Origin of the sequence: Streptomyces sp. NBC_01268 (assembly GCF_036240795.1) — a bacterium.
In the GTDB taxonomy this organism is placed as follows: domain Bacteria; phylum Actinomycetota; class Actinomycetes; order Streptomycetales; family Streptomycetaceae; genus Streptomyces.
Map to the genome: position 1 here is coordinate 5,552,843 of NZ_CP108454.1, position 24,201 is coordinate 5,577,043.

Annotated in this window: 24 protein-coding genes; 9 read left to right on the forward strand and 15 right to left on the reverse strand. The window is 72.1% G+C overall.

Going from position 1 to position 24,201, the window contains the following annotated elements; all coding sequences use genetic code 11:
• Positions 1-8: 8 nt before the first annotated feature.
• A complete protein-coding gene (locus OG309_RS25135; RefSeq protein WP_329423943.1) occupies positions 9-599 on the reverse strand; it encodes an N-acetylmuramoyl-L-alanine amidase in 591 nt (196 codons plus the stop codon).
• 293 nt (positions 600-892) lie between these two features.
• Here OG309_RS25135 and OG309_RS25140 point away from each other — a divergent pair, with 293 nt between their 5' ends.
• The 5 genes from OG309_RS25140 (at position 893) to OG309_RS25160 (ending at position 5,115) form a co-directional block, all read left to right on the forward strand.
• Complete coding sequence (locus OG309_RS25140; RefSeq protein ID WP_329423945.1) at positions 893-2,308, forward strand: family 2B encapsulin nanocompartment shell protein; 1,416 nt, start codon at positions 893-895, stop codon at positions 2,306-2,308.
• Between the two features lie 129 nt (positions 2,309-2,437).
• Positions 2,438-3,487: a family 2 encapsulin nanocompartment cargo protein polyprenyl transferase gene (locus OG309_RS25145; RefSeq protein ID WP_329423946.1), complete on the forward strand. Its 1,050-nt coding sequence runs from the start codon at positions 2,438-2,440 to the stop codon at positions 3,485-3,487.
• A gap of 104 nt (positions 3,488-3,591) precedes the next feature.
• Positions 3,592-4,176 carry a dihydrofolate reductase family protein gene (locus OG309_RS25150; protein ID WP_329423948.1) on the forward strand — a complete coding sequence of 195 codons (585 nt, stop codon included), beginning with the start codon at positions 3,592-3,594 and terminating at the stop codon, positions 4,174-4,176.
• 26 nt (positions 4,177-4,202) lie between these two features.
• Positions 4,203-4,511, forward strand: coding sequence for a hypothetical protein (locus tag OG309_RS25155; RefSeq protein ID WP_329423950.1), 309 nt, complete (start codon positions 4,203-4,205; stop codon positions 4,509-4,511).
• Positions 4,512-4,692: 181 nt separating this feature from the next.
• Complete coding sequence (locus OG309_RS25160; protein WP_329423951.1) at positions 4,693-5,115, forward strand: DUF6304 family protein; 423 nt, start codon at positions 4,693-4,695, stop codon at positions 5,113-5,115.
• 168 nt (positions 5,116-5,283) lie between these two features.
• Here OG309_RS25160 and snpA read toward each other — a convergent pair whose 3' ends face one another.
• The gene (gene snpA, locus OG309_RS25165) at positions 5,284-5,922 is read right to left on the reverse strand and encodes a snapalysin (protein ID WP_329423953.1); all 639 of its coding nucleotides are present in this window, start codon (positions 5,920-5,922) and stop codon (positions 5,284-5,286) included.
• Positions 5,923-6,100: 178 nt separating this feature from the next.
• On the opposite strand from snpA, the gene OG309_RS25170 reads away from it, so the two are divergent.
• Both OG309_RS25170 and OG309_RS25175 read left to right on the forward strand, forming a co-directional pair.
• Complete coding sequence (locus OG309_RS25170) at positions 6,101-7,054, forward strand: LysR family transcriptional regulator (protein ID WP_329423955.1); 954 nt, start codon at positions 6,101-6,103, stop codon at positions 7,052-7,054.
• The gene (locus OG309_RS25175; RefSeq protein ID WP_329423957.1) at positions 7,051-7,542 is read left to right on the forward strand and encodes a GNAT family N-acetyltransferase; all 492 of its coding nucleotides are present in this window, start codon (positions 7,051-7,053) and stop codon (positions 7,540-7,542) included. The genes OG309_RS25170 and OG309_RS25175 overlap by 4 nt, the downstream gene beginning before the upstream one ends.
• A gap of 36 nt (positions 7,543-7,578) precedes the next feature.
• Here OG309_RS25175 and OG309_RS25180 read toward each other — a convergent pair whose 3' ends face one another.
• Both OG309_RS25180 and OG309_RS25185 read right to left on the reverse strand, forming a co-directional pair.
• Positions 7,579-7,713, reverse strand: a complete 135-nt coding sequence (locus tag OG309_RS25180) for a hypothetical protein (RefSeq protein ID WP_329423958.1) — start codon at positions 7,711-7,713, stop codon at positions 7,579-7,581.
• Between the two features lie 147 nt (positions 7,714-7,860).
• Positions 7,861-10,770: an AfsR/SARP family transcriptional regulator gene (locus OG309_RS25185; protein WP_329423960.1), complete on the reverse strand. Its 2,910-nt coding sequence runs from the start codon at positions 10,768-10,770 to the stop codon at positions 7,861-7,863.
• 292 nt (positions 10,771-11,062) lie between these two features.
• On the opposite strand from OG309_RS25185, the gene OG309_RS25190 reads away from it, so the two are divergent.
• On the forward strand, positions 11,063-13,636 hold the full coding sequence (locus OG309_RS25190) for an ATP-binding protein (protein ID WP_329423961.1): 2,574 nt from the start codon (positions 11,063-11,065) through the stop codon (positions 13,634-13,636).
• On the opposite strand, the gene OG309_RS25195 is transcribed toward OG309_RS25190, so the two are convergent.
• A complete protein-coding gene (locus OG309_RS25195) occupies positions 13,611-13,895 on the reverse strand; it encodes a hypothetical protein (RefSeq protein ID WP_329423963.1) in 285 nt (94 codons plus the stop codon). The two genes, OG309_RS25190 and OG309_RS25195, sit on opposite strands and share 26 nt — an antisense overlap.
• Entirely contained in the window at positions 13,892-15,070 is a 1,179-nt protein-coding gene (locus OG309_RS25200) for a hypothetical protein (protein ID WP_329423965.1), read from the reverse strand. The genes OG309_RS25195 and OG309_RS25200 overlap by 4 nt, the downstream gene beginning before the upstream one ends.
• A gap of 613 nt (positions 15,071-15,683) precedes the next feature.
• Between OG309_RS25200 and OG309_RS25205 the strand changes: the two genes are divergently transcribed.
• Positions 15,684-15,914: a helix-turn-helix domain-containing protein gene (locus tag OG309_RS25205; RefSeq protein WP_329423966.1), complete on the forward strand. Its 231-nt coding sequence runs from the start codon at positions 15,684-15,686 to the stop codon at positions 15,912-15,914.
• Positions 15,915-16,191: 277 nt separating this feature from the next.
• Here the strand turns inward: OG309_RS25205 and OG309_RS25210 are convergent, their stop codons facing one another.
• From OG309_RS25210 to OG309_RS25250, 9 genes are all read right to left on the reverse strand, one after another.
• Positions 16,192-16,596, reverse strand: a complete 405-nt coding sequence (locus OG309_RS25210) for a hypothetical protein (protein ID WP_329423968.1) — start codon at positions 16,594-16,596, stop codon at positions 16,192-16,194.
• Between the two features lie 145 nt (positions 16,597-16,741).
• Positions 16,742-17,200, reverse strand: coding sequence for a DUF6415 family natural product biosynthesis protein (locus OG309_RS25215; RefSeq protein WP_329423969.1), 459 nt, complete (start codon positions 17,198-17,200; stop codon positions 16,742-16,744).
• Positions 17,201-17,308: 108 nt separating this feature from the next.
• Positions 17,309-18,493 (reverse strand): helix-turn-helix domain-containing protein, encoded by a 1,185-nt coding sequence (locus OG309_RS25220; RefSeq protein ID WP_329423970.1) that lies wholly within the window; start codon positions 18,491-18,493, stop codon positions 17,309-17,311.
• A 707-nt stretch (positions 18,494-19,200) separates the two neighbouring features.
• Positions 19,201-19,497: a hypothetical protein gene (locus OG309_RS25225; protein WP_329423973.1), complete on the reverse strand. Its 297-nt coding sequence runs from the start codon at positions 19,495-19,497 to the stop codon at positions 19,201-19,203.
• Positions 19,498-19,511: 14 nt separating this feature from the next.
• Positions 19,512-19,733: a holin gene (locus OG309_RS25230; RefSeq protein WP_329423974.1), complete on the reverse strand. Its 222-nt coding sequence runs from the start codon at positions 19,731-19,733 to the stop codon at positions 19,512-19,514.
• 13 nt (positions 19,734-19,746) lie between these two features.
• A complete protein-coding gene (locus OG309_RS25235; RefSeq protein ID WP_329423975.1) occupies positions 19,747-20,691 on the reverse strand; it encodes an N-acetylmuramoyl-L-alanine amidase in 945 nt (314 codons plus the stop codon).
• 61 nt (positions 20,692-20,752) lie between these two features.
• Positions 20,753-21,010 carry a hypothetical protein gene (locus OG309_RS25240; RefSeq protein WP_329423977.1) on the reverse strand — a complete coding sequence of 86 codons (258 nt, stop codon included), beginning with the start codon at positions 21,008-21,010 and terminating at the stop codon, positions 20,753-20,755.
• Positions 21,011-21,024: 14 nt separating this feature from the next.
• Positions 21,025-21,474 (reverse strand): hypothetical protein, encoded by a 450-nt coding sequence (locus tag OG309_RS25245; RefSeq protein ID WP_329423979.1) that lies wholly within the window; start codon positions 21,472-21,474, stop codon positions 21,025-21,027.
• 9 nt (positions 21,475-21,483) lie between these two features.
• Positions 21,484-24,198, reverse strand: a complete 2,715-nt coding sequence (locus tag OG309_RS25250; protein WP_329423981.1) for a hypothetical protein — start codon at positions 24,196-24,198, stop codon at positions 21,484-21,486.
• Positions 24,199-24,201 lie beyond the last annotated feature (3 nt).

The window sequence follows — 24,201 nt, forward strand, 5'->3', positions numbered from 1 at the left end:
GCGGCGGGTCAGCGCAGGCGTTCGGCGATCCGCTCGCGCATCGACGCCATGGTGAAGCCGCGCGGATCGACCTTGCCGGGCTGCCACTCCAGGTGCCCGATCACCGAGCGCTGGGTCCAGCCGTGCACCCGGCACACGGCCGCCGCGGCCTTGGCGATGGCGTCGAGCTGGACCTTGGGCCACGGGTCCACGCCGTTGCCGAGGTTCTCGCACTCGAAGCCGTAGAAGTGCCGGTTGCCGTCGGTGGTGGCCTCGTTGTCCGGGGGCAGGCCCTTCTCGGCGATGACCGCCCGCAGCACCTCGTCGTCGCCGAGACCGGCGTGGTTGGCCCTGCCGTAGCCGACCAGGTGGACGCTGCCGTCCTTGGCGATCACGCCGTGGCAGAGCGGTCCGGGCAGCGACGGGTAACCGTCCCGGCAGATGCGGACGGTGTTGCTGGTGCCCCGGGTGACGGTGTGGTGGATCATCACGCCGTGCACGGGGCCCCAGGGGCCCTTGTGGTTGCGGTTGTGGGTGCGCCAGTCGCCGACCTCGACGACGTCGAGTCCCTCGTCGCGCAGCGCGTCGAGGAAACGGTTCGCGGACATGGGTGAGGACATGACCGGCTCCTTTCAGCAGGGGGATACCGGTGACTCCGGAGTACCGGAGCCGCGCGCTCCGCTGCCATGCGTTCGGACCGTGTGCGAGCGGATCAGGACAAAGGGGGGTGAGACGGCGTGAAGGGGCGCGAAGGGCGCGCGGACGGGCGCGCACCGGAGTGCGCTGTTCGAGTGGAAATCGCGCGCCATGCCCAGCCGGACGCCGCCCACACCCACTCTTTTGTGTAATGGCGCGGCGACTCTCCGTGCTGAAAGGCTCTCTCTCGCAGATCTGTCATACGAGAGGGAGTTCCATGTCCGTTGGTTCGGTTGACGACGAGGTCCGAGCGGACCGGACGCCGCCGCAGAAGAGTCTCGGCACGGCCGCTGCGCGGAACCTCGCGTCCACCACCAAGTCGGTCCCGCAGATGCAGGAGATCTCCTCCCGCTGGCTGCTGCGCGCACTGCCCTGGGTGCAGGTCCACGGCGGCACCTACCGGGTCAACCGCAGGCTCAGCTACGCGGTGGGCGACGGACGCGTCACCTTCGTCCAGACCGGGGAGCGGGTCGCCGTCATCCCGGCCGAGCTGGGCGAGCTCCCCGCCCTGCGCGGATACGAGGACGAGGAGGCCCTCGCCGAGCTGGCCGGCCGCTGCCGCCAGCGCGCGTTCGCGGCGGGCGAGGTCATCGCCACCCGCGGCGAGAGCACCGACCGGGTCCTCCTCCTCGCCCACGGCAGGGTCGAGCAGGTCGGCTCCGGGCCGTACGGGGACGAGGCCGTCCTCGGCAGCTTCGCCGACGGCGCCTACTTCGGCGAGGAGGCCCTCGTCGACGGGGAGGCCACCTGGGAGTGGACCGCCCGCGCGGCCACCGCCTGCACCGTCCTGGAGCTCACCCGCGCCGACGTGCTCGCCCTCGCCGAGCGTGCGGACTCCCTCGCCGCCCAGCTCGCGGGCGTCGCCGCACTGCCCCGGCAGCGCACCAACTCCTTCGGCGAGGCCGCCATCTCCCTCTCCGCGGGCCATGTCGGCGAAGCCGTCGTCCCGCACACGTACGTGGACTACGAGGCCTCCCCGCGCGAGTACGCGCTGAGCGTCGCCCAGACCGTCCTGAAGGTCCACTCCCGCGTGGCCGACCTCTACAACCACCCGATGAACCAGACCGAGCAGCAGATGCGGCTCACCGTCCAGGCCCTGCGCGAGCGCCAGGAGCACGAGCTGGTCAACCACCGGGAGTTCGGCCTCCTCGCCAACTGCGACTACGGGCAGCGGATCCAGCCCCACGACGGCGTGCCCGGCCCGGACGACCTGGACGAGCTGCTCTCCCGTCGCCGCGGCTCCAAGCTGTTCCTCGCCCACCCGCGCGCCATCGCCGCCTTCGGGCGCGAGCTCAACCGGCGGGGCCTGGTGCCCGAGTCCATCGACGTCGACGGCAGCCGGATCCAGGCCTGGCGCGGGGTGCCGATCTTCCCGTGCGACAAGATCCCGGTCACGGGCGCCAGCACGACCTCGATCATCTGCATGCGTACCGGAGAGTCTGACCAGGGGGTGATCGGACTCCACCAGACCGGTCTCGCCGACGAGATCGAGCCCGGCCTCTCGGCCCGCTTCATGGGCATCGACGAGCAGGCCATCTCCTCCTACCTGGTCAGCACGTACTACTCGGCCGCCGTCCTCGTCCCCGACGCCCTGGGCGTCCTGGAGAACGTGGAGATCAGCCGCCGGCACTGACCCGGCGCCGGGGCGGGGGCCTGCCGACGGGCCCCCGCCCCTCCGTACCGACACCCGTACCGACGTCCGTACGCGGCCCACTGACCGGGGCCGCCGACCGGACCCTGAGAAAGCGACAGCGAAGAAGACATGACCACGATCAGCGTGGACGCCGCGCCCGGGGGACAGGGTGCCGTGCTGCTCCTGGACCGGACGCGGAGCGTCGTCGACCCCCAACTGCGGAACACCGTCGAGTCGTTGCCCGACTCGATACGGCGGGTGGCGATGTACCACTTCGGCTGGGAGCACGCGGACGGGAGCCCCGCCGAGGGGGCCGGCGGCAAGGCGATCCGCCCGGCCCTCGTGCTCGCGGCGACCCGTGCCTTCGGAGTGGACCCCGAGCCCGCGGTCAAGGCCGCCGCCGCCGTGGAGCTGGCGCACAACTTCACCCTGCTCCACGACGACATCGTCGACGAGGACCCGACCCGCCGTCACCGGGCCACGGCCTGGACGGTGTTCGGCATCCCCGACGCGCTGATGGCGGGCGACGCCATGTCCGCGCTCGCCCTGAGGCTGCTCGCCGAGGACCCGCACCCCGCCTCGACGGCCGCCGCGGCCCGGCTGGCCGCCTGCATCATCGAGCTCTGCGCGGGACAGCAGGCGGACTGCGCCTTCGAGCGGCGCGGGCCGCGCGAGGTCGGCCTGGACGAGGTGGTGGCGATGGCCACCGCCAAGACCGGCGCCCTGCTCGGCTGCGCCTGCGCGGTGGGCGCGCTCTACGCGGGCGTGGGGGAGGAGGAGGTCGCGGCGATGGACGCGTTCGGCCGGGAGGCCGGGCTCGCGTTCCAGCTGATCGACGACCTGATCGGCATCTGGGGCGACCCGGGCCGTACCGGCAAGCCGGCCGGCGCCGACCTCGTCGCCCGCAAGAAGTCGCTGCCCGTCGTGGCGGCGCTGGTCTCCGGCACCCCGGCGGGCGAGGAGCTGGCCGAGCTGTACGCGCGCCCGGTGCTCGACGCCGAAGCCGTACGGGCCGCGGCGGACGCGGTGGAGCGGGCCGGGGCCCGGGACTGGGCCCAGGCCCAGGCGGCCGAGCGGATGTCCCGCGCGGTGGAGCAGCTCTCCCGGGCGGTGCCGGACCTGTCGGCGGCCGGGGACCTGCTGGCGCTCGCGGAGTTCGTGACGCGGCGCACGCGCTGACCCCGGTGGGGGGTGCACGACAAGGGCTTGCGCAACCACTACAGATGGAGCACTATGGGCGCAGTGGTCAGCACGGCCACGCCCCCTAGGAAAGAGATCCCGGCTTGCGCAAGCTCACGTACTACGTCGCCTGCACCCTCGACGGCTTCATCGGCGACCCCCACGGCGACGCCTCCTCCATGTTCCAGTTCATGGACGAGGAGTACGCCGCTTTCATGAACACCGAGTACCCGGACACGATCCCCACCGCCTTCCGCGAGGTCGTCGGCCTCGCGGACGTGCCCAACAAGCGCTTCGACACGGTCATCCAGGGCCTCGGCTCGTACCGCCTCGCCCTGGACGCCGGCATCACCAGCCCGTACGGCCACCTGCGCGAGATCGTCGCGACCCGCTCGCTCACCGAGTCGCCCGACCCGAACGTCGAGCTGGTCGCCGGTGACCTGGTCGCCCGGGTCCGCGAGCTCAAGGCCGAGGACAGCTCCCTCGGCATCTGGGTCTGCGGCGGGGCCCAGGTCGCGGGACAGCTGGTCGACGAGATCGACGAGCTCGTCATCAAGTCGTACCCGCAGGTCTACGGCGCCGGAATGCCGATGTTCGGCGCCGACTTCGGCATCCGCGACTTCGCGCTGGAGGGCGTGCGCAGCTTCTCCAACGGGGTCGTCGTGCGGACGTACACCAAGAAGCGGTGACGGGCGCCGCGCCCTAGGCTGGAGGCATGGCCGACACGGCATCGCACACCACGCGGGACCCCCGGGGCGAGCACCCCTGCCCGGCCTGCGGGCAGCCCCGGAGCGTCCTCGCGCAGCGGCACAAGGTCCTCGGGGCCTGGGTGCCGGAGTGGGAGGTCCAGCCGTGCCGCAACCCGCGGTGCGAGCGGTACGAGCCCGAGGACGCCGGAGCCGACACCGGGCCGGGGGCAGGCACCGGAGTCGGAGCCGGACCGGGGCGAGGCTCCGGAGCCGGAGACGACACGGGCACCGGCACCGGAGCGGGTCCCGACCCCGGAACGGCCGTCGGGGCCTGACCGGCCGGCCGGTGCCGAGCGGTCCCCCCGGACCCTCGGCGCGCCCCTCGCGGGGCACGGCGCGGAAGCCGCGAGCACGCACGTGACCGGCAAGAACGGCGAGAGCGGCGAGATCGGGAGAAGTCCGGCCCCGGGGTGACCGGGCGCGCGCCGGAGCCGGTCATACCGCTACAGTCCGCGCATGTCATCGGAGTCGACAGAAGTCTGGACCGGTTGGTACCGGGACCGCCTCGGAGCGGAAGCGATCGTCATCGCGGCCGACGGGGGCCATGTGGCCACCCGGATCAGGGGAATCGAGTACAAGGGCGCCGGCTTCGCCGCGCTGCGTGCCGTGGACGAGGGCGGGCAGGCCCTCGGCGGATGCGTGCTGGAGTGGGACCTCCCGCTCCCCGTGGTCGCGGACGGCGCGACCCAACAGGCCACCCTCAGCTGCCTGCTGACGCTCCATGAACGGGCGGACCTGAGCCTGACCCTGCACTACGGGGGCACGGCCTTCGAATCCGGCATAGCCGGGGCCGACTTCGACGAGGCCCTCGCCCGGGTCGGGCGCCAGCTCCCGCCCGGTACCGAGCTCGTCCGGAGGCTGCTCCGCGCCGCCGCCTGACCTGCACGGACGGGTTCAGGAAACCACCACCGGGCGAGACCGTCCCGGCCCCGGGGAGGGGGTCGGGACGGTCTCGCCCGGTTCTCTGTCCTCCTGGACCGTCACGAGGTCACGACGGCCACGACGGCCACGAGGATCACGGGGATCACGGGGTCACGAGGGCACGGGTCACGGGGCCTTGAACGCCGAGGCCAGGCCGTAGCGCCACAGCTGGTCGACGCGGGACCGCTCCTGCGAGTTCGGGTAGGCGTTCTGGCAGGAGGTGCCGGGCCCGCCACCGGACATCAGCTCGCTGCACGGGCCGCTGTAGTGGTCGGGGAGGCCGAGCACGTGCCCGGTCTCGTGGGCGGTCACGCGGGTGGAGTTGTACTGCTGGTTCTGCCGGTAGTCGAGGAAGATGTAGCCGTTGCCGTGCCCGTCGGTGCTCGCGTACGAGCCCCGCGAGTCGTTGCCCTCGTAGTAGGCGAAGTCGGGGTTCGACCCCTCCACCAGACGCACGTTGGCGACGGAGCTGTTCCAGATCTGCGCGGACTGCGATATCTGACTGCGGAACCGCGGGGCGTTGGCCGAGCTGTAGACCACGGTGACGGCGGCGGCACCAGGCGCGGCGGCCCGCTTCTTCGCCACGGACTTCATGACGGCGTCGAAGAACGCCTGGTTGGCCTTGGCCTCCGCGCTCGACCCGGCGTAGCCGGCGTACGGGGCGGGCGACGCGTCCGCCGTGGCGGGAACGGCGCCGAGGGAGAGGGTGAGGCCGGCACCGAGGGCGGCGGTCAGTAAGGACGTGAGGATCTTCGGGTGTCGCATGGGGGGCTCCTCCTGTGGGGTTGAGGAGAGTGTCGGGGGAGCCGGGGCGCGTGGGAATGATGTCAGCACCCGATAACACCAACACATCACCCTTCCGCCAACTCCCCTGCACACACCGGTGGTTGAGGAGGAGAGGCCATCTGGTGCCCCCGGCCCCTCCCGTCCTAATCTCGGCTCCATGGAGCTGGAGGTCAGGCACCTGCGGGCGCTCTGCGCCATCGCGGACACCGGCAGTCTGCACAAGGCCGCGCGCCAACTGGGCGTCAGTCAGCCCTCGTTGACCACCCAACTGCGCCGCATCGAGAACGCCCTGGGCGCCGAACTCTTCTCCCGCACCCGCACCGGCTGCCACCCCACCCCGCTGGGCCGCACGGTCCTCGGCCGGGCGCGCCCCCTCGTCGACGGCATGACTGCGCTCATCACCGAGACCCGGGCCGCCGCGGCCCGCACCGGCGGCCCCGCGCTCCGGGTCGGCTCCACCGCGAGCCGCGCTCTCCCCGGCTGGCTCCGCCGGCTCCGCCAGGGACTGCCGGGCCGCGACATCGCCCTGCGCGTGGACGTCTCGGCCCACGCCCTGCTGCGCACGGTCGAGGCCGGCCGGCTGGACCTGGCCTTCGTGCACGAGGTCGAGGGCTGCCCGCTGCGGGTCCCGCCGGGCCTCAAGGGGCGCGTCCTCGTCGAACGGGAACCCCAGTTCATCTCCATGGCCCGCGACCATCCGGCGGCCGGGCGGGAGGTCGTGGAACTCGCCGACCTCGCCGGCGACCGGTGGGCCGTCGACCCGGCCGTCGACGGCGAATGGGACGGCCTGCACCGCGTGTTGCGCGCGGCGGGCCTCGACCCGCCCCTGCTGCACGCCGACTACCACACCGCCGCCTCGCTCATCGTCCTCGGCGAGGCCGTCGCCCCCTGCCAGCCCACCTCGGGCCCGCGCGAGGACATGGCCGTCCGGCCGCTGCGCGGCGACCCCCTGGCCGTCCGCCTCCTGCTGTACGCCGCACCGGGAGTCCCCCTCGACCGCCCGTACGCCGAACTGGCCGCCGCCTACCGGGAGGCGGCCCTGGGCGCGGCCCCGTACCGGAGCTGGCTGCGCGCGGGCGGGACGGCGGGACCGTGCATGATGTCGGCATGAGCACCGAGTACGCCCAGGAGGCCCGTTCGGCCCGTGTCCGCCACGCCCGCCCGGAGGACCTGGCCCGCGTCGCCGAACTGGCCGCCGAGCACGCCGCGTACGAGAAGGCCGCGGCCCCCGCCCCCGGCCTGGCCGACCGCCTCCACGGCCTGCTCTTCGCGACCCCGGCCCCCCGCCTGCGCTGCCTGGTCGCCGAGCTGCCCGACGCGACCCTCGCCGGGTACGCGACCTGCGCCCCCGAGCTCTCCACGTGGGACGCCGCCGAGTACCTCCACATGGACTGCCTCTACCTCGCGGAGGCGGCCCGGGGCCACGGCCTCGGCGCGCTGCTGATGGCGGCGGTCCGCGCCGAGGCGGCCGCCCTCGACCTCGCCGAGATCCAGTGGCAGACCCCGCCGTGGAACGACGGGGCGATCCGCTTCTACGACCGGCTGGGTGCGACGTCGAAGGAGAAGCGGCGGTATTCCTGGCGGGCGACCGGGGAATGAGAGAGGGCCCGGGAGGGGTGCCGGGCCCAAGGTGTTTCAGGTGCGGTCGACGACGGAGACGGCGAGGAGGGAGTCCGTTTCGGGCGTCGAGCTCGGGATGCATATGGCCACCCCGATAGCGGCGGCGGTGCCGACCAGGCAGACGACCAGGTGTGCCGTGAATTTCTTCATTTCACTCACTCGAGTTTGTGCGGAGGCGCTTCGTTGCGCTTGACGGGATTTGAGCACCCGCTCGGCCTCGCGTGCAAACCGGCAACACGGCGATGATCTTTCTGCTAAATTCACTGCCCGGCGGAGCGTGTGAATATGCCAGAGGTATTAACTCTCGCCATTCAGCTCCTCAAGTGCCCGCCGCGCCTCCCCCTCCTCGTGCGCCGCCCCGATGTCCCTTGCCGCCGTCCATGCGCCCTTGTAGTGCAGGGCGGCCTCCGTCACGCGCCCCACCGCTCGGAGGGCGTCGCCGATGCTGTGGAGCGTGGCGGCCGAATTGCGCAGGTCGCCCACTCCTCGGAAGACCGAAAGCGCCTCGCGGTACAGCGCCAGCATCTCGTCCGATTCGCTCTCGGCGATCATCGTGTTCGCCAGGTTCACTTGGGCGGACGCCCGCTCCGTATCGCTTCCGACTCTTTCGAGAAGGGCGAGCGATTCCAGGGCGACGCGGCGCGCGGTGTTCCGCTCACCGAGGTGGATGTGTAAATCCGAGAGATTGTTGAGGACGCGGGCGACTTCCCGCTCGTCGCCGCACGAACGGAATCCCTTCAAGGCGGAGTGGAATGATTCCTCGGACGCCTCGTAGTCCCCGATGAAAAGATGCGTGATCCCCATGTTGTTCCGGCAGCGGGCTATCTGCCAGGCGTCGCCGGTCCGTCTCCGCAATTCCAGCGTCGCGCTCTGGAAGGTCAGCGCGGTGCCGTGCCGGCCGAGGTGCCAGTGGATGACGCCGAGGAGGTGCCGCACCTCGGCCTCCGTCTCCGGGTCGCCGATCGCGCCGGCGAGGTCCAGGGCGCGGTGCGCGCTCGACAGGGCGCGGGAGTAGCGGCTCGCCCGGGACTGGGCGCCGGCCAGGTCGATGAGGGCGGACGCCTCTCCCCGCGCGTCGCCCACCGCGCTCCAGTGGCGTGCGGCGGGGCCGTGCATGCGCTGCGCCTCGCTCCAGTGGCCGTCCTCCTCCAGGAAGCCGGCCAGGGCCCCGGCGAGCAGCGCCGCTTCGAGCGGGCGCCCGCGTGTGCGCGCGCACTGCTCGGCGGCGACGAGACCGGCGCGCTCCTGGGAGAGCCAGTCCCGCGCCTCCTGGGCGTCCCGCCACTCGGGCAGCGCGAACGACGGACCGCCCTCGGTGGATGCCGCCGCGGGTTCGTACCGGAATCGGCGCGGATGGATCAGACGCGCGGCCCGCCGGGATGCGTGCAGATAGAAATGGATCAACCGGCCCTGTGCGAGATCACGTTCGCCGGGCGGGTCCTCCATCGAGGCGAGCATGCGGGCGTATTCACCGACGAGGTCGTGGAACTGGAATCTCTCCGGCGCAGGTTCGGACAGCAGATGATCGTCGAGGAGGGAGTCGAGCGCGCGTTCCGTCGCGTCAAGGGAAAGGCCGGTGAGAGCGGCCGCGGCATGGGGGCCGAAAGTGGCTCCGAAGTGCAGGCTCAGCAGGCGGAACGCCTTCCTTCGCTCTTCAGTCAGAGCGTGGTACGACATTTCGAATACCCGGGCGATCTCCCGGAATCCGTCCCGGATCTCCGCGAGCCTGCCGGGTGTTCTCATGAGTTTCTCCACCAGGTGGGAGGTGGTCCACGAGGGCCGGGACGCCAGGCGTCCGGCGGCCAGTTCGACCGCGAGCGGCAGGTGCCCGCAGAGCCGGACGATGCGCGCCACGTCCCCCGGGTCCCGCACCCGGTCGTCGCCGACGAGGCGCCGGAAGAGGGCGGCGGCGTCGGTGGCGGGCAGGATGTCGAGGAAGAGGGAGCGGATCCCGGGCAGTCCGGTGAGCCTCCGCCGGCTGGTGACGATCACGAGGGACGGGGAGCTGCCGGGAAGGAGCGGCCGTACCTGCTCCGCGTCGGCCGCGTCGTCGAGGACGATCACGGCGCGCCGGTTGCTGAGCAGGGTGCGCCAGAGCGCGGTGCGTTCGTCGGCGTCCGACGGGATGGAGTCCGCCGCCACCCCGAAGACCCGCAGCAGGGTGAAGAGCGCCGCCTGCGCGCTCAGGCCCTGCCGACCGGGGGCATGGGTGCGCAGATCGAGCAGGACCTGCCCGTCGGGGTAGCGGTCGGCGAGCAGGCGGGCCGCGTGCACGGCGAGGAGGGATTTCCCGACCCCCGGCATTCCGGCGATCGTCTGGAGGGCGATGACCCCTCCGCCGCCCGCCCCGGCGGGGTCCGCCGCCTCGGCGTCTCCCAGGGCGCCGACGTTCGTGATCAGCCTGAGTTCCCGTTCCCGGCCGACGAGGTCCCCGTGTCCGGGCAGGGTGTGGGGTGCGGCGGGGGAGGGCGCGGACGGCGCCGTTCGCGGCAGCAGCTCGGCGACGGGCGCGCGGTCCAGGACCAGCCGGTGGAGCCGGGACAGGGCCTCTCCGGGGTCCGTCCCCAGCTCCTCGGAGAGCCTGCGGCGGACCGAGTCGTACGTGCGCAGGGCGTCCCCCTGCCGTCCGGAGCCGTAGGCGGCCGTCATCAGCTGGGCCGCGATGGTCTCGTCCGTCGGGTGCGCGTCGAGCAGCGCCGTCAGGTCGGGGACGAGCTCGGCGTGGCGTCCGAGGCCCAGCTCGATCGCGGTCCGCGTCAGCGTGGCGGCGAGCCGCTTCTCGGTGAAGTGGGTCCGCGTCCCCTCCGCCCACAGGCCGGTGAGCCCCGCGAGCGGCTCGCCGCGCCACAGTCCGTCCGCCTCGGTGAGGCGCTCCAGCGCACCGGCGGTGTCCCCGCCGCCGGCGAGCGCGCGGGCCTCGTCGGAGAGGCGCCGGAAGCGGTGCCAGTCCACCAGGTCCGGGTCGATCTCCAGGGTGTACGCGTGCGCCCCTTGGAGCAGCTGCGCGGGGCACGCGGCGGTCCGCAGGCGGCGCCGGATGCGCGCCGCGTAGACGTGCAGGCTGGCGCGCGGCTTCCGGGGCGGCCGGTCGTCCCACACCCGGTGCACGAGGGTGTCGAGGGTGACGGGGTGTCCCGCGTCCAGGGCCAGGGCGGTGAGGGTCAGCCGTTCCTTCGGTGTTCCCGGCGTGCCGCGGGTTCCGTCCAAGCGGAATTCGACTGGCCCCAGCAGGAGTATTCCGAAGTCCACCGAGCGCCCCCTATCGCCGGTAGGCCCGCACGTGTGTGCCTGCACTCGCTTGTAGAGGCCAAAGGATGACACGATGCCAACTCGGTCAAAAGATGGCGCCACTCGATCAAATTGCTTGGCCAGAATGATCTGTTGATCTCGATTGATCAGAGCGTTCGGTCTGATTTGGGTCAATTGAGGGTAGGGGTCATGCCGTCCAAGAAGGCCAGAGTCATAGGCGCCGACGGACATACGGGGGGAGACGGAAGATATGGAACCCGTGACGGCTCCACGGCTCACCACTGCCCTGCTCCACGGGGCGGCACGCCCCGAAATGTGGCGCGTTCTGGCCGACCGGCTCAGGGATCTCGACACGGACCCGGCGGTCGCCGATCTCTTACGCGGCGGGCCGACGGCCCATCCCGCCACCCGCGCGGAACTGGCCGGGCGGCTCGCGAGCGCCGCGGCCACGGACCCGCGCCTCGCGGGCGTCCTGGGGGACTGGGCGGCCACGGTCCTGGAGGGAGGGGGGAGGGCGGACGGCTCGGGGGGAGCGGAGGGCGCGCCGTCCGGCCCGGGCGCCGGCGCAGCGGCAGTGCCCGGCGCACCGGGAGTGCCCGGCGCACCGGGAGTGCCCGGCTCACCGGGAGTGCCCGGCTCACCAGAGGCGCCCGGCACGACCCGTACGGCCAACGCCGTGACCGGTGCCGCCACCGTCCTCGGCCCGGTCGTCCAGGCCGGCGAGGTCCAGGGCGGCGTCCACATCCACGTACCGCCGGTTCCCGCCGCCCCGCCCCGAGCGGACGCACGGCAGGTGCCCCGGCAACTCCTTCCCGATCCCGAGCACTTCACCGGCCGCACGGACGCCCTCGCGCTGCTGGACGCCCTGCTTCCGCAGCTCGGCGCCCGCCCCCTCCTCACGGTCGTCAGCGGACCCGCGGGGGTCGGCAAGTCCTCGCTCGTCACCCGCTGGCTGCACGGCCTCGGCGACCGCTTCCCGGACGGGCAGCTCTACGCGGACCTGCGCGGCCACCTCCCCGACGGCGGGCCCGCCGCCCCCGGCGAGATCCTCGGACGCTTCCTCAGGGCGATCGGTGTCAAGGAGGTCCCCGCGGAACCCGCCGAGTCGGCGGCCCTGTGGCGCTCCCACACCGCGGGGCTCCGGCTCGCCGTCATGCTCGACAACGCCCTCAGCGCCGCCCAGGTCCGCCCCCTGCTGCCCTCCTCCCCGGGCAGCCTCGTCGTCGTCACGAGCCGCCGGCGGCTCACCGCCCTCGGCATCGACGGCGCCTCCTTCCAGCAGCTCGGCGTGCTGTCCGCCGCCGACGCCGTCCGGCTGCTCGCCGGGCGGATCGGCGCCGACCGGGTACGGCGCGAACCCGAGGCCGCCCAGGAGGTCGCCGCCCTCTGTGCCGGACTGCCGCTCGCCGTCTCCGTCGCCGCGGCCCGGCTGGCCGCCCGACCCCAGCAGTCCCTTTCCGCCATGGCCGGGGCGCTGGGCGGATCCGGCGCGTCCCGGCTCGCCGCGCTCAGCCTCGGCGGGGAAGCCGCGGTACGGCTCGCGCTCGACGCCTCGTACCACCAGCTCACCCCCGAACTCGCCCGTGGCTACCGCAGACTGGGCCTGCCGCCGGTCACCGTCCTCAACGGGCCCGTCGCCGCCGCGGCCTGCGCGGTCGGGCCCGACGAGGGCGACCGGCTCCTCGACGACCTCGCCGAGGTGAGCCTCCTGGAGGACCTGGGACCCGACGACACCACCGGCCTCGGGCGCTACCGCTTCCACGACCTCGTCCGCGCCCACGCCGGTCAGCTCGCCGACGCCACCGAGGAACCGGAGGCCCGCAGGGAGACCGTCCGCAGGGTCGTGGACCACTACCTGGCCGCGGCGACCGCCGCCGAGGAACTGCTCACGCCCAGCCATCGCAGCCTGCGCCGCGACTACGCCTTCCCGCCCCGGCACCGGCCGCCCTTCGACACCGCCGCCGGGGCGCTGGGCTGGCTCGACACCGAGCGCTTCCATCTGATGGCCGCGCTGCGGACCGCCGCCGAACACGGCTGGGACGCCACCGCGTGGCAGCTCGCCGACGCCATGTGGCCGCTCTTCCTGCGCCTGCGCCCGTACGACCTGTGGGTCGAGGCGCACGTGATCGGCCGCGCCGCCGCCGAGCGGGCCGGGGACCGGCGCGGGCTCAGCCGCATGCTGACCTCGGGCGGCGTCGGGCTGCGCAACGCCGGCCGCTCCGACGAGGCCGTCGCCTGGTTCACCGAGGCGGTGCACGGCGCCCGCGCGGACGCCGACCGCAAGGCCGAGGCCCAGGCCCTGCACGGCCTCGGCCAGTCGCACCTGCTGGCCGGCCGCTTCGACGAGGCCACCGCGTACCTGACCGAGGCCCTCGCCCTGCGCGAGGCCATCGGCTACCGGCGCGGCGCCGCGATGACCCGGATCTGCCTCGGGGACGCCGCTCTGGCGGCGGGCCGCCCCGGGGACGCCCTGACCCCGCTCGCCGAGGCCCGGGCCACCCTCCTGGCGGTGCCCGACCCGTACGACGCGGCCCGCGCGCTCGCGCTCCTCGGGCTGGCGCTGGCCCGCGCCGGGGCGCGCCACACCACCGGCGAGGACGCCGAGACGGTGCTCCTGCGGGCGCTCGACGAGTTCGCGGCGACGGGATCGGTCCACTGGCGGGCCAGGACCCTGGACATGCTGGGCGAGAGCGCGGCCCTGCGCGGCGACCCGGCCGCGGCCAGGGACCGGTACGAGCGGTCCCTGGCGCTCTACGAACCGGTCAGCGAATCCGACGCGGCCCGCCTCCGCACCCGCCTCACCGAGCTGGGCCCCCTCCCCTGACGACGAACAGGACGACCAGCCCGCCCGTCGCCCGCAGCCCGATGACGAACCCGCCCTCACGGCGCGCGACGACGGTCAGCAGACACCCCGGATACCGCAGCAGCACGGAGCGGGCGAGCCGTACGGCCGCCGGATGCGGGAAGGAGCCCCGGGAGCTCAGCACGTCCGCACACTGCAGCCAGGCCTCGCCGGCGCCGCTGTCGAGCTCGACACAGACCAACTCGTCGGGATGCGTGACCGCCGCCGCCGCGGTGGTCACGCGCACACCCCCGACGGACCGTCCGTCCCCGCCGGTTCGTCCCTGCCCGAGTCCAGCGCGGGCGGGTCCGGCAGCGGGGCGGTCTCCGGCGCGTACGCGGGCTCGCCGAGCCGGAGGATGCGGTACAGCAGGCGCCGCATGTTGGTGTTGAACCGCCCGGGCTCGGAGGAGATCCGGCCCGAGATCCGGGCGTACGCCTCCGCCGGGTACGTCGCCTCCGCGTAGGCCAGCTGCTCCGCCAGCGGGTGCGCGGGGGAGAGCGCCGGGGCGACCCGGGCCAGTTCGGCGCCGGGCGACACCGGGTTGACGTCCTCCTCGGGAAACCGGGCCAGCAGGATCGCCGCGCGCGTCATCGTCGCGTACAGGGTGACGGAGCCGTGGTCGCCGATCACCCAGTCCGCCGCGACCAGCAACGGCCGCCAGTCGGCACCCGGCGACACGAGCGTGATGCCCCGGCGCCGCAGGCCGGTCAGCCAGGCCCGGACCTGCCAGTCACCATGACCCGACCAGACGTTGGGGTGGACGAGCACCGCGATCCGGTACGTGCGCTCCGGCAGCTCCGCGAGCAGCCGCGGCAGCAGCGCGTCCAGCCGGTTGAACGAGGAGCCGAGCCCCCACGTCGACGAGACGACGACCAGCCGCTCCCCGGGACGCAGCCCCAGCGCGAGCCGGTAGCGCTCGCGCAGCGGCAGGCTCGCGGCGATCCGGTCGTGCACGCCGTCGCCCACGACCTCGGTGACGGGCAGGGCCTCGGGGCAGGACTCGCGCAGGATCTCCAGGTCCTCCCGATGCGCCACGGCGTAGGCGGCGGGCACGACCCGCCCGCCCCACATGAGATAGGACCGCCCCATCCCGCCCACACCCCGGGCCTCGCCGTCCTCCCGCACATCGGCGACCCGCTGCAACTTCCCGTGCCCGGCCCCGTGCGGCAGCCGCACCAGCGGCGCCCGCACCTGCTCCACTCCCTGCGAGCCGGCCGCGAGCGCGAGATCGAACTCGGTCCGCACCGCCTCCTCCCACGGCAGCACGACCCCACCGAGCCCGCGCAGCGCCCGCAGCGCCCCGCCGTTGAAGGCGTGCGGCGCGACCGTGAACGCCACCTGCACCCGCAGATCCGCCGCGAGCAACGGCAACAACTCCCGCAACCGCCTCCCGTACACCTCGGTATGCACCACCACCAGCACCCTCCGGCACCCCTGCAGGGTCACCCACTGCGCCGGATTCCTGTCCACTACGTCCATCGAAGCCCCCGTCTCCGGTTGCGCGGCCAGTCCGCCGACGAACCTTCCCGCCCACCACGTCCACCCCCTTGCGGCCGGCTTGCCGAAACCTTGCCGCCGACTTCAGGGGCGGGGACGGGACGGCGGAGGGCGGCGGCGGGACGGCGGCGGGAACGCCGAAGGGGCCCGTCCGCCAGGCGGCCGGGCCCCTTCGGGTCAGGAGTGAGGAAGGTCAGGCCTTCTTCGTCTCCCAGAAGATGCGGTCGATCTGTTGGGTCGGTTAGCCCGTGTGTCTGCGACCTGGGCATCTTCGTCTGACCTGCGGTTTCCTGTTGACGGTATCTAGCAGTATCTAGCAGGAACTCGCAGCGTTGTGCATCTACTTCCCATGATCATCTCCCATTTCGTCTCCCACTCTCCCGCACGCCGGGGCCGCTGACGTGAAGAAGGGCCGCCCGCTCGCCGGGGGTGCTCGGCGAACGGACGGCCCGCTCAGGGTGGAAGCAAGATCACAAAAAGCGTCACTGCTGACGCTGACATCGGATCACGCAGGTCACAGCGTTGTCGAGTGCCTCGCGAACAACCCTCATGGGTCCACGAACAACGGCGGACCCTTGGGCGCCGCATCCGCGACCTCCGTACGCAGAAGGGGCACACCCAGGAGGTTCTTGTGGAGATGACCGATATCGACCGCAGGACCTTCCAGCGGATCGAGGCGGGAACCAGCGACCCGCGGTACGGCGACCTCCTCCGAATCGCAGCTGCCCTTCAGGTCCCCCTCGTCGAGCTCGTGAAGTAGCCCCGGCCGGCCGTGGGGGAACGGTGTCGGCCGGGGCTGGCTTACGGGTACTACAAGGCGGGCTGGCCGCTCCCGGGGCACGTCTCGGTGCCAGTGCCGCCGCGCTGGTGCATCGCGGTGGGCTGGCCTGTCGACGCTCCTACGCCTGCGCCGCAGACGGGGCAGTTGCCCTCAACCTCGGCCGGGTCGAATCGCTTGCTCACGATCAGGTCCTCCTGGTGTAGGTGGTGCTGACGGTGGTGCGATGTGCACTCCCCGGCCAGAGGCCGGAGAGGGTCTAGAGCTGGCGCACGAAGACCCGGGCGCCGTTGTGGAAGCCGACCGTCACGCCCTGGCTGGTCGGGTTCTCGGCAGTGGACCATCGCTCGATCGTCGCGATCTCCGCACACTCGGCTGCGGCAAGGACCGCCGCGAACCACGCCTCGGGGGAGTCGGCCGCCGCCGGGTCACCCATCGCTGGGGCCGGGGTGCCGGTCACGGAGGTGTCCGCGAAGCCCTCGTGCTTCGCTCCGTCGGGCAGCTGGCCGGTGACCTGCCAGCGCGTCTCTCGACCAGTTGCCGTGATGGCCAGGCCGAACGGGTGCTTCGTGTCGCCCGCCTCGGCGAGGGTCTGTACGCGGGTCACGCCGGGTGTGTTCTTGGTGAGGTCGAGGACGTAGTCGGTGAAGCGCTGGGGTCGCATTTGTGATCATTTCCTCTCGTGGCGGCCCGCCCATCCTATGGACCGGACGGGCGCGGGGAGGGCCGTCAGATGGTGACGCCGATGACGATGTAAGCGAGCACTGCGGCTACAGCCAGGACGTACATGACCTGGCGCTGCAGATCGCTCACGGCGTGTCCGCGGCGACCGGCGGGAGCGTCTCCCGGCCGACGAACCGCGCGGTCCGGGCGGTCCGGCGGCGCTCGCGCAGCGCCTCGACCATGTCGTGTGCGGCGACCGCGAGGCCGCGAGCGTACGACCAGTTCCCCCGCGGCCCGTCCTCCGGGCCGGCCTCACGCAGCCGGGCCCACGCGGTCAACGCGGCCGTCCCGCGCTGGGGCCGCTCGGCCTCCGGGATCAGCTCGATGAACGGGGCCAAGGCGATGCAGTGCGTCAGGAGGCGGTCCGTCAGATCGGCGAGCGCGACCGAGTCGGGGCGATGGCGCAGACCCAGCGCGTACGAGACGTCCCGACGGGCGTCCTCCTCGATCTGGCACTCGACCGCGTCGGCGAGTTCGACAACGAGCGGGCCGAGGACCACCTCGGTTGTGTCGGTTGGCCTGTCGTGCTGCGGCTGCTCGTCCACGCTGCTGCTCCCTGTCGTCTCGGCGACTGCGTGCAACCAGGGTGGAGGCGCGGGAAGGCCCCGACTATCCGCCGTTTCGGATAGTCGGGGCCAACGGTTCACTCAGTGCTATGCGCCCAGCCAGGACCCGTACGACAGGAAGCTGTCCGGGAGTTGACGGCGCGCCGCCTCCAGTCCCGCGTACGTCTCGCGGACAGTCTGGTGATACCGGGCCTGCTGCGGCGCCGCCTTCCGGGCGGCCAGCAGATTCCGGAATGAACCGTCGAGATCGCCCGTCCACATCTGCGCCCGGGCCAACTCGGCGAAGTGGTGCGACTTCCGGGACGCCGGCCAGTCGTGCGGGATGCGGACATGGGTGCCCTGCACGGCGGCGGAACCGTACTCGTCTAGCTCGGCAAGCGCGCTCACGCGGTGGACGGCAACGTTCGTCGGGCCGAACGCCAGCCAGTGCACGGTGACCGCCTCGCCGGTGCCAGCGGCGATCCTGTCGGCCTCGGCCAGGTGGTCCTCAGCGACGTCGCCGTTCTTCGATCGGGCAGCCATCACCGCAGCACCAAGGTGGAGCTGACCGGTGAGAACGCTCCGCTCGCGTCCCTCGTCGGCCTGCTCCAGAGTGCACAGCCCAAGGTCGATGAGGCGTTGCCCGGTGCGGTACTCGCCGGAGCGGAGGTAGGTCAGGGCGCGCATGTACCGGTACATGCCGCCGAACACCGCGTCGCTGCCGCGATGCGCTGCCCAGTCCATGCGAGCCAGGGCGATCGTGGCGAGGTCCGCGTAACCGAGCTTCGAGGCGACGTCATAGCAGGTGCGGTACAGGCTGGCGAGGAGCAGCCAGCGTTCGCGCGACGGGGCGGCGTGTGCGGCGGTGGTGGCCTCTTCGACCAGGCCGGGGACGAGTGTGGCGACCTGCTTGATGTCGCCTGCGCGGACCGAGACGAGCAGGGCTTCGGCGTCGTCGGCGATCAGCTGGTGCGGGCGCGGGGAGATCGACGGGTCGGCGCCGAGGTCGTAGACGTCCAGAGCTTCCCGGATGGGGCGGATCAGGACGTCCAGTTGGTCCGCGCGCAGTTCGGTGACGTACGGCTGGCCGGTGACTGTGGCCACCTCCACCCGCAGTGCGCGGGCGACGCAGGCGATGACGTAGGGCGAGGCTGCCGTAACCCCTTGCTCCACCTTCGTGAGGGTGCCGTACGGGACTAGGGAGAGCTCCGACAGGGCCTTCTGAGTGAGGTGCCGTTCGAGGCGCAGACGCTTGATGCGTGCGCCGGTGTGGTCGTGCGGGAGAGCGTGCATACTGGGCTCCGTTCTGACTCGACACCAGAACAGTAGCCGGACACGGCAAAGAAGCCCCCTCCCGTCCGCCCGCATATCGCGGGGGACGGGAGGGGGCTTCGTCTATCGGGACCGGGTTCGGCTGTGCAGTGCCGACGGCGGGGCCGCGGGCGCCCGCTGGCACACCAGGATGTTCGCGTCGCCGGCCAGCGGCTGGAGCGTGTACCCGTCCGGGCAGGTCTGCCCGTCGCGGCCGTCCTTGCCGGCGGGGCCGGCGGGTCCCGGCTCGCCCTGTTGGCCGGCCGGGCCCGCGGGGCCGGTAGGTCCGGGCGGTCCGGTGGGTCCTGCCGGCCCGGACGCCCCCACGCCGTCCGTACCAGCCACCCCCGGACTCCCCGACGGGCCAGGCGGACCGCTCGGGCCCGGCTTCCCCGCAGGCCCCGACGGGCCAGGATCACCCACCGGACCCGACGGGCCCGGTGGGCCCTCCACCGTCCGGCCCGGCTGCCCACGCGACCCCGGCGGCCCAGCGATCGGCAAGCCGCCGAGCTGCTCCACCTGCGCCGCCAGCTGATCCCGCGCGGCGTTCGCCGCCCGCAGCTCCAGCTGCAGCGACCGCACTGCGACGAGAATCCCCGCCAACACCAACCCGACCGCCACAGCAGCCACAACGACGAGCATGTCCCCCCGCCGCCACCGCCGTTCCTCGGCACGCAGCTGCAAACGGGTCATGTGCTCGCCCCCTGGACGAGAAGAATGATCACGGGCATCAGGACCGCGACAAGCGGGATCACCACCGCGCCGATCAGCCAGCGACGCGTCGCCACCAGCTTCTCGGCGTCTTTCTCCCGCAACGTCTCCAACGCCGCCACCCGGGTGGCCAGCGCCTCGTGCTTCAGCTCGTAGACCTGCCGGTCCACCTTCTCGTCAAGACGCTGCCCGAGCTGATGAATGTCGTCGCGGACATCGGTGAGCCGATCCTCAAATCGGCGGACGACCTCTCCGAGAGTCGGCTCATCCGTCATGCGTAACGCTCCGATCAGCGGTTCTTCGGCACCCAGCCGACGGTCGACTGGTCACCGATCAGCGAACCCACCGCCGCCTTCAGCACCGACAGGCCGGCCGGGATCGCAGCGATCGCCGCCGCCTTCAGCGACGACAGGTTGGTGAGGTCGAAGCCGTCGGCGAGGAGGAGGCCGAGGAACGCGACGGCGTACGTGCCGACGACGCGCTCGACGGTGTCGAGGACGAGACGAGACATGGGAACTCCTAGATCAGGGGGTGATGGTGAAGCCACGGCGGGCGCCGAGCTTCTTCAGCGAGTCAGCGCCGGGGATGCCGTCGGCGTCCGCGCCCTTGTAGCCACAGCGCCGCTGCCACGCCGCATACGCCGCGACCGTGGCCGTGCCGAAGTGGCCGTCCGCGAGCGACGGCGCGAGGAGCCCCTCACGAACGAGGGCCTGCTCCACGACCTTGACTCCGTAGTACGAGATCGGCGTCCCGCGCCTCGCCGGGTCGCTCTTGGCCGCTGCGACCAGCTTCGACAGGTCCACGCTGGGCTTCGGCGGGGCCGGCTGCGAAGGCTTCGGGGCCGGCGGCTTCTGCTCCTTCACCGCGAGCCGGTCGGCGACCCGGTCCCGCATCGACGGCATCGTGAAGCCCCGGGGGTCGTTCTTGTCGTCCGACCACTCCAGGTGCCCAATGACCGACTTCGGGCCCCACTGGTGCAGACGGCACAGCGCGGCGGCGGCCTTCTCGATCGCCTCCAGCTGAGCGGCGGGCCACGGGTCCTTGCCGTCGCCAGCGTTCTCGCACTCGAAGCCGTAGAAGTGGGCGTTGCCGTCGACGCCGTCGACGTTGCCCACGTTCGGCTTCGGCGGCCGCTCGTCGTACGACTCGTCGATGACGGCCTGGAGGACGTCCGGGTCACCGCCGCCGGCGTGGTTGGTGCGGCCGTAGCCGACGAGGTGTACCTCGCCGTTGCGACGGATCACGCCGTGGCACAGCGGGCCGGGCAGTCCCTCGTATCCGTTGCGGCAGATGGGTACCGCGTTGACGTTCACGCCGGTCACGGTGTGGTGGATGAGGACGCCGTGCACTTCGCCCCAGGGGCCCTTGTGGTTGCGGTTGTGCTCCCACCAGCGGCCGACCTCGACGACAGTCAGGCCTTCGGCGCGGAGGGCCGCCAGAAAGGCGGCGGCGGTCGGTGGCGTCGCCATGGCGACCTCCAGACATGAGAAAGGCCCCGGCCAACAGGCACGGGGCGGGAAGCGGAAAGGGTCAGGCGGGGAGTTCGGCCCAGCCGTTCGCGTAGTCGGCGGCGGCCTGCTCGGTGTAGAACCCGCGCCCGGCGCCGGTCCCACCAGCGATGACCCAGCCGCCCACCAGGATCGTCCGGTTGGAGCCGATGAAGTTCACGATCAGCTGTTCGCCGTCGTCGAGGACCAGGTCGACGGAGCCGTTCAGCCAGGCCACGATCTCGTCACCGTTGGTGCCGTCGTACCGCATGGACTCGAAGCGGGGCACGATCAGCGGCATATTGGACCTCCAGGTCAGGGAGCGGGCGCGCCCTCGATGGCGATGTACCGGTAGTCGAGGGTGCCGGTGCTGGCCGAGGACACGCGGTGCTGCATGGTGACGGTGATGATCTCGCCGACCACGAGGCCGGAGAGTCGTTTCCGCAGGCTGAGGCTGTAGTTCGTCGTGTTGCCGACGATCAGGGCGGCCACGGTCGACGCGCCGTACACGGCACCGGACACGCTGCCGTCGGCCTTGAAGTGGGTGATCGTGTTCGTCAGGGCGCCCGAGTTGCGCTGCGTCGAGCGGATGCTGACCCATACGGCCCCGGAGAACGGCACCGTGACCGACGTCGAGAACACGCCCGAGGCGGCGTCGGCGAACGTGGTGGATGTGATGGTGGTCGAGACGGTGTCCTCGACCTCCGCGCTCGGCACACGCAGCCGTGCGGCCGTGACGCGCATGCCTGCCAGCCAGCTGGCCATGAGGCCTCCTTACAGGGCGAGGTAGAGGGGGGTGGCGAGTTCCACCGGGGTGCCCGCGTCGTGGCCCTTCACGATTCCGTTGACGGATCGGATGACGGTCGCGGTCTGGGTGACTCCGGTGCCGGAGATGGCGGTCACGGTCATCCGCTCGCCGCCGATGAGCACGTCGAACGGGAAGTCTCCGGGGTAGGTCGCGCTGTCGAGCCAGTGCGGGACGTCGAACGTCGTGAACGCGACTGTCGTCGTCGCTGAGTTGATCGTTGCGTCCACAACCGTGGTCCCGGTATCGGCAGCACCGAGGGCCGGGTCATCCAGAACCCCGACCGTCCACGGGCCCGCCGGCGAGCACGTCAGCGTCACGTCCCACGAAAGAGTCTTCAGGGAGTCGTCGATGCGCTGCACGATCAGGTCGACCGGCCCAGGCGGCATCCAGGCCGGAGTACCGGTGATCTGGATCCGGTCGCCGATCTCCAACGCCGCGACCTGCGGAATGAGCTGCGGGTACTTGTGCAGCATGATCCGCACCGTGGGGTAGCGGGCCTCATCCCACGAGGCGAGGTGCAGCCGCCACCCGGCATGCAGCGGGGGTTGCTCGTCGGTAGCCAGGTTGAGGGTGACGGACTCGTCGTAGACGCCGACCTCGTCGATCGACAGGGGCCCAGTGTCGAGGGTGGCTCGGCCGGATGAGCCTCCCTCGCGCGTGATCGTGACGTCGTTGCGGAGGTTCACGTCCGATTCGGTCGGCTCGAACGGCGGCGCCAACTGGGCGTACGGCACGCTGAGCCGCACAGTCTGGTTCTCCAGGCTCGTCCGAGTTCGGTAGACCAGTGCGGAGCGGGTGCTGTCCTCGTAGAGGATGCCGCCGTCGGCGTCCGCCGCTTCCTGTAGCAGGTCGGAGAGCGCCGCAGGCCGCTGCGGGCCCATCTTCTCCGTGGACCGGCTCAGGTCTCCGTCCCAGACGGTGAGGGCCACCGTGGTCGACTCCTCGGCCGCCAGCCGCAGCAGCCGGGCCCGCGCCGTCTCGCCCGCGAAGCCGATGTCCGCACTGTCGTAGGCCGCCGATGAGGCGGCATGATCCGTGAACACGGCCAGGTGCCCGACCCGCAGGTCAGAGGTCGACCCGAAGCGGGTGTCGATGCCGGAGACGATGCCGACCGTCGCCGCCGTTGAGCCCGTGAACAGCACGCCGGCCCCGCCGACCTTCGTCCACTCCAGCTCGTAGTCGACGTTGCCGCCGTTCTGCCGGGCCCGGAACTCGAAGCGCTGCCAGCCGTCGAACTGGCCCAGCCCGGTCCCCAGAGCCGAGTTCACTACCAGCGCGCCCGTAGCGTCATACGCCTGCAGGTGAGACCCTCCGGTCCCCATCGTGATGCGCCACCGCCGGTACGTTCCGGTGGTACGCCACGTCAGCCACTCCTGCTCGGAGGCGGGCGGGCTGTCCGTCCGATACAGCATCACCAGCGCCCACGACGTCGACGGATTCACCGGCGCTGGCACGACGCCGCGCATCGTGGCGCCCGCATCCACGGACGGCAGGGAGGACGATCCGGCGAGCGAGCTGTCCTGAGCGAAGCGGAAGCCGGCCACCGTCAGCGGGCCGCTCTGCCCGCTCGCGGGCGCGGCCTGGGTGGCGGACTCGCCGTCCTCCATCGGCCAGTACGCGAGCGGGTTGTACGCAGGGATACGGCGCCGCAGTGTGGACGCGAGTGGCTTCTTGCCCTGGCCGAGACGGCGCAGGATGCCCGCCGTCTGGATCGGGGCGCGCTGGTCGCCGCCGGAGACATGCCAGCTCGCGGGCCACTTCGGCACCGAGTGGACCACGCGGGTGGTGCGGTCGGAGATGGATGCCCCGTTGGCGATCGTCCATGTCTTGCCGGTGGCGTCGGCGAAGCTCGTCGTGCCCGCTGCCTGGCTGCTGAAAGTTGGGTTGGTGACGACGGTGCCGGCGATGCCGTTGCGGACCTCGGCGGCGTAGATGCGGCGCTCTGCGTTGGTGAACAGGATCGAGGCGATGTCGCCGACCTCCAGCGGCGCCGACGAGTTGAAAATCGAGGTGGTACCGCTGGTGGTGACGGTCTGCCCGAACTGTGTCCACGTGCCCGTCAGGGACTCGGCGACGTAGTAGGTGAGGGTGTAGCCGCCCAGTCCGTTGTTGACGTCGAGGGTGGCCCGTACGGCCTGCCGCTGCCGCAGGATCGGGATCTGGGGGGAGCGGTGCTCCAGGATTGTGCTGGTGCCGGTCGGCGACCAGGTGAACAGGAGTTCGCCCTCGCCTGTCACCATGAGCCGCCACGACCGCTGGTCTCCGGTTGTGACGTACTTGCCGATCAGCTCGTAGCCGTTCCCGACCCCCCACCACAGCGCCGGGGCGACGTCGACGCGGACGTCGATGTCGCCCGTGATGTCCAGCGCCGCGGTGTCAGGGGTGGACGCCCGCCCCGCCACACCGTCCGGCACGAGCAGGGACGGCGTGGCCCCCGCGGTGGAGTCCCGGATCGGTGTGTTGCGAGGCAGGTTCCCGAAGTACGGCGAGTTGGGGTTGCGGTTGGAGAACAGCCCGTTGGGCGACAGGAGGGTGAGCGCGCCGGATCCCGGGTCCACGATGCGGCCCTCGTCGGACCGGCCCCGGGACAGCTGAACGCCGGTCGACTGGACGACGTAGTCGGTCACGTCGGTCCAGGCCCCAGCGATCTGGAGCTCTACGCGGGCATCGGGACCCGGCACAGT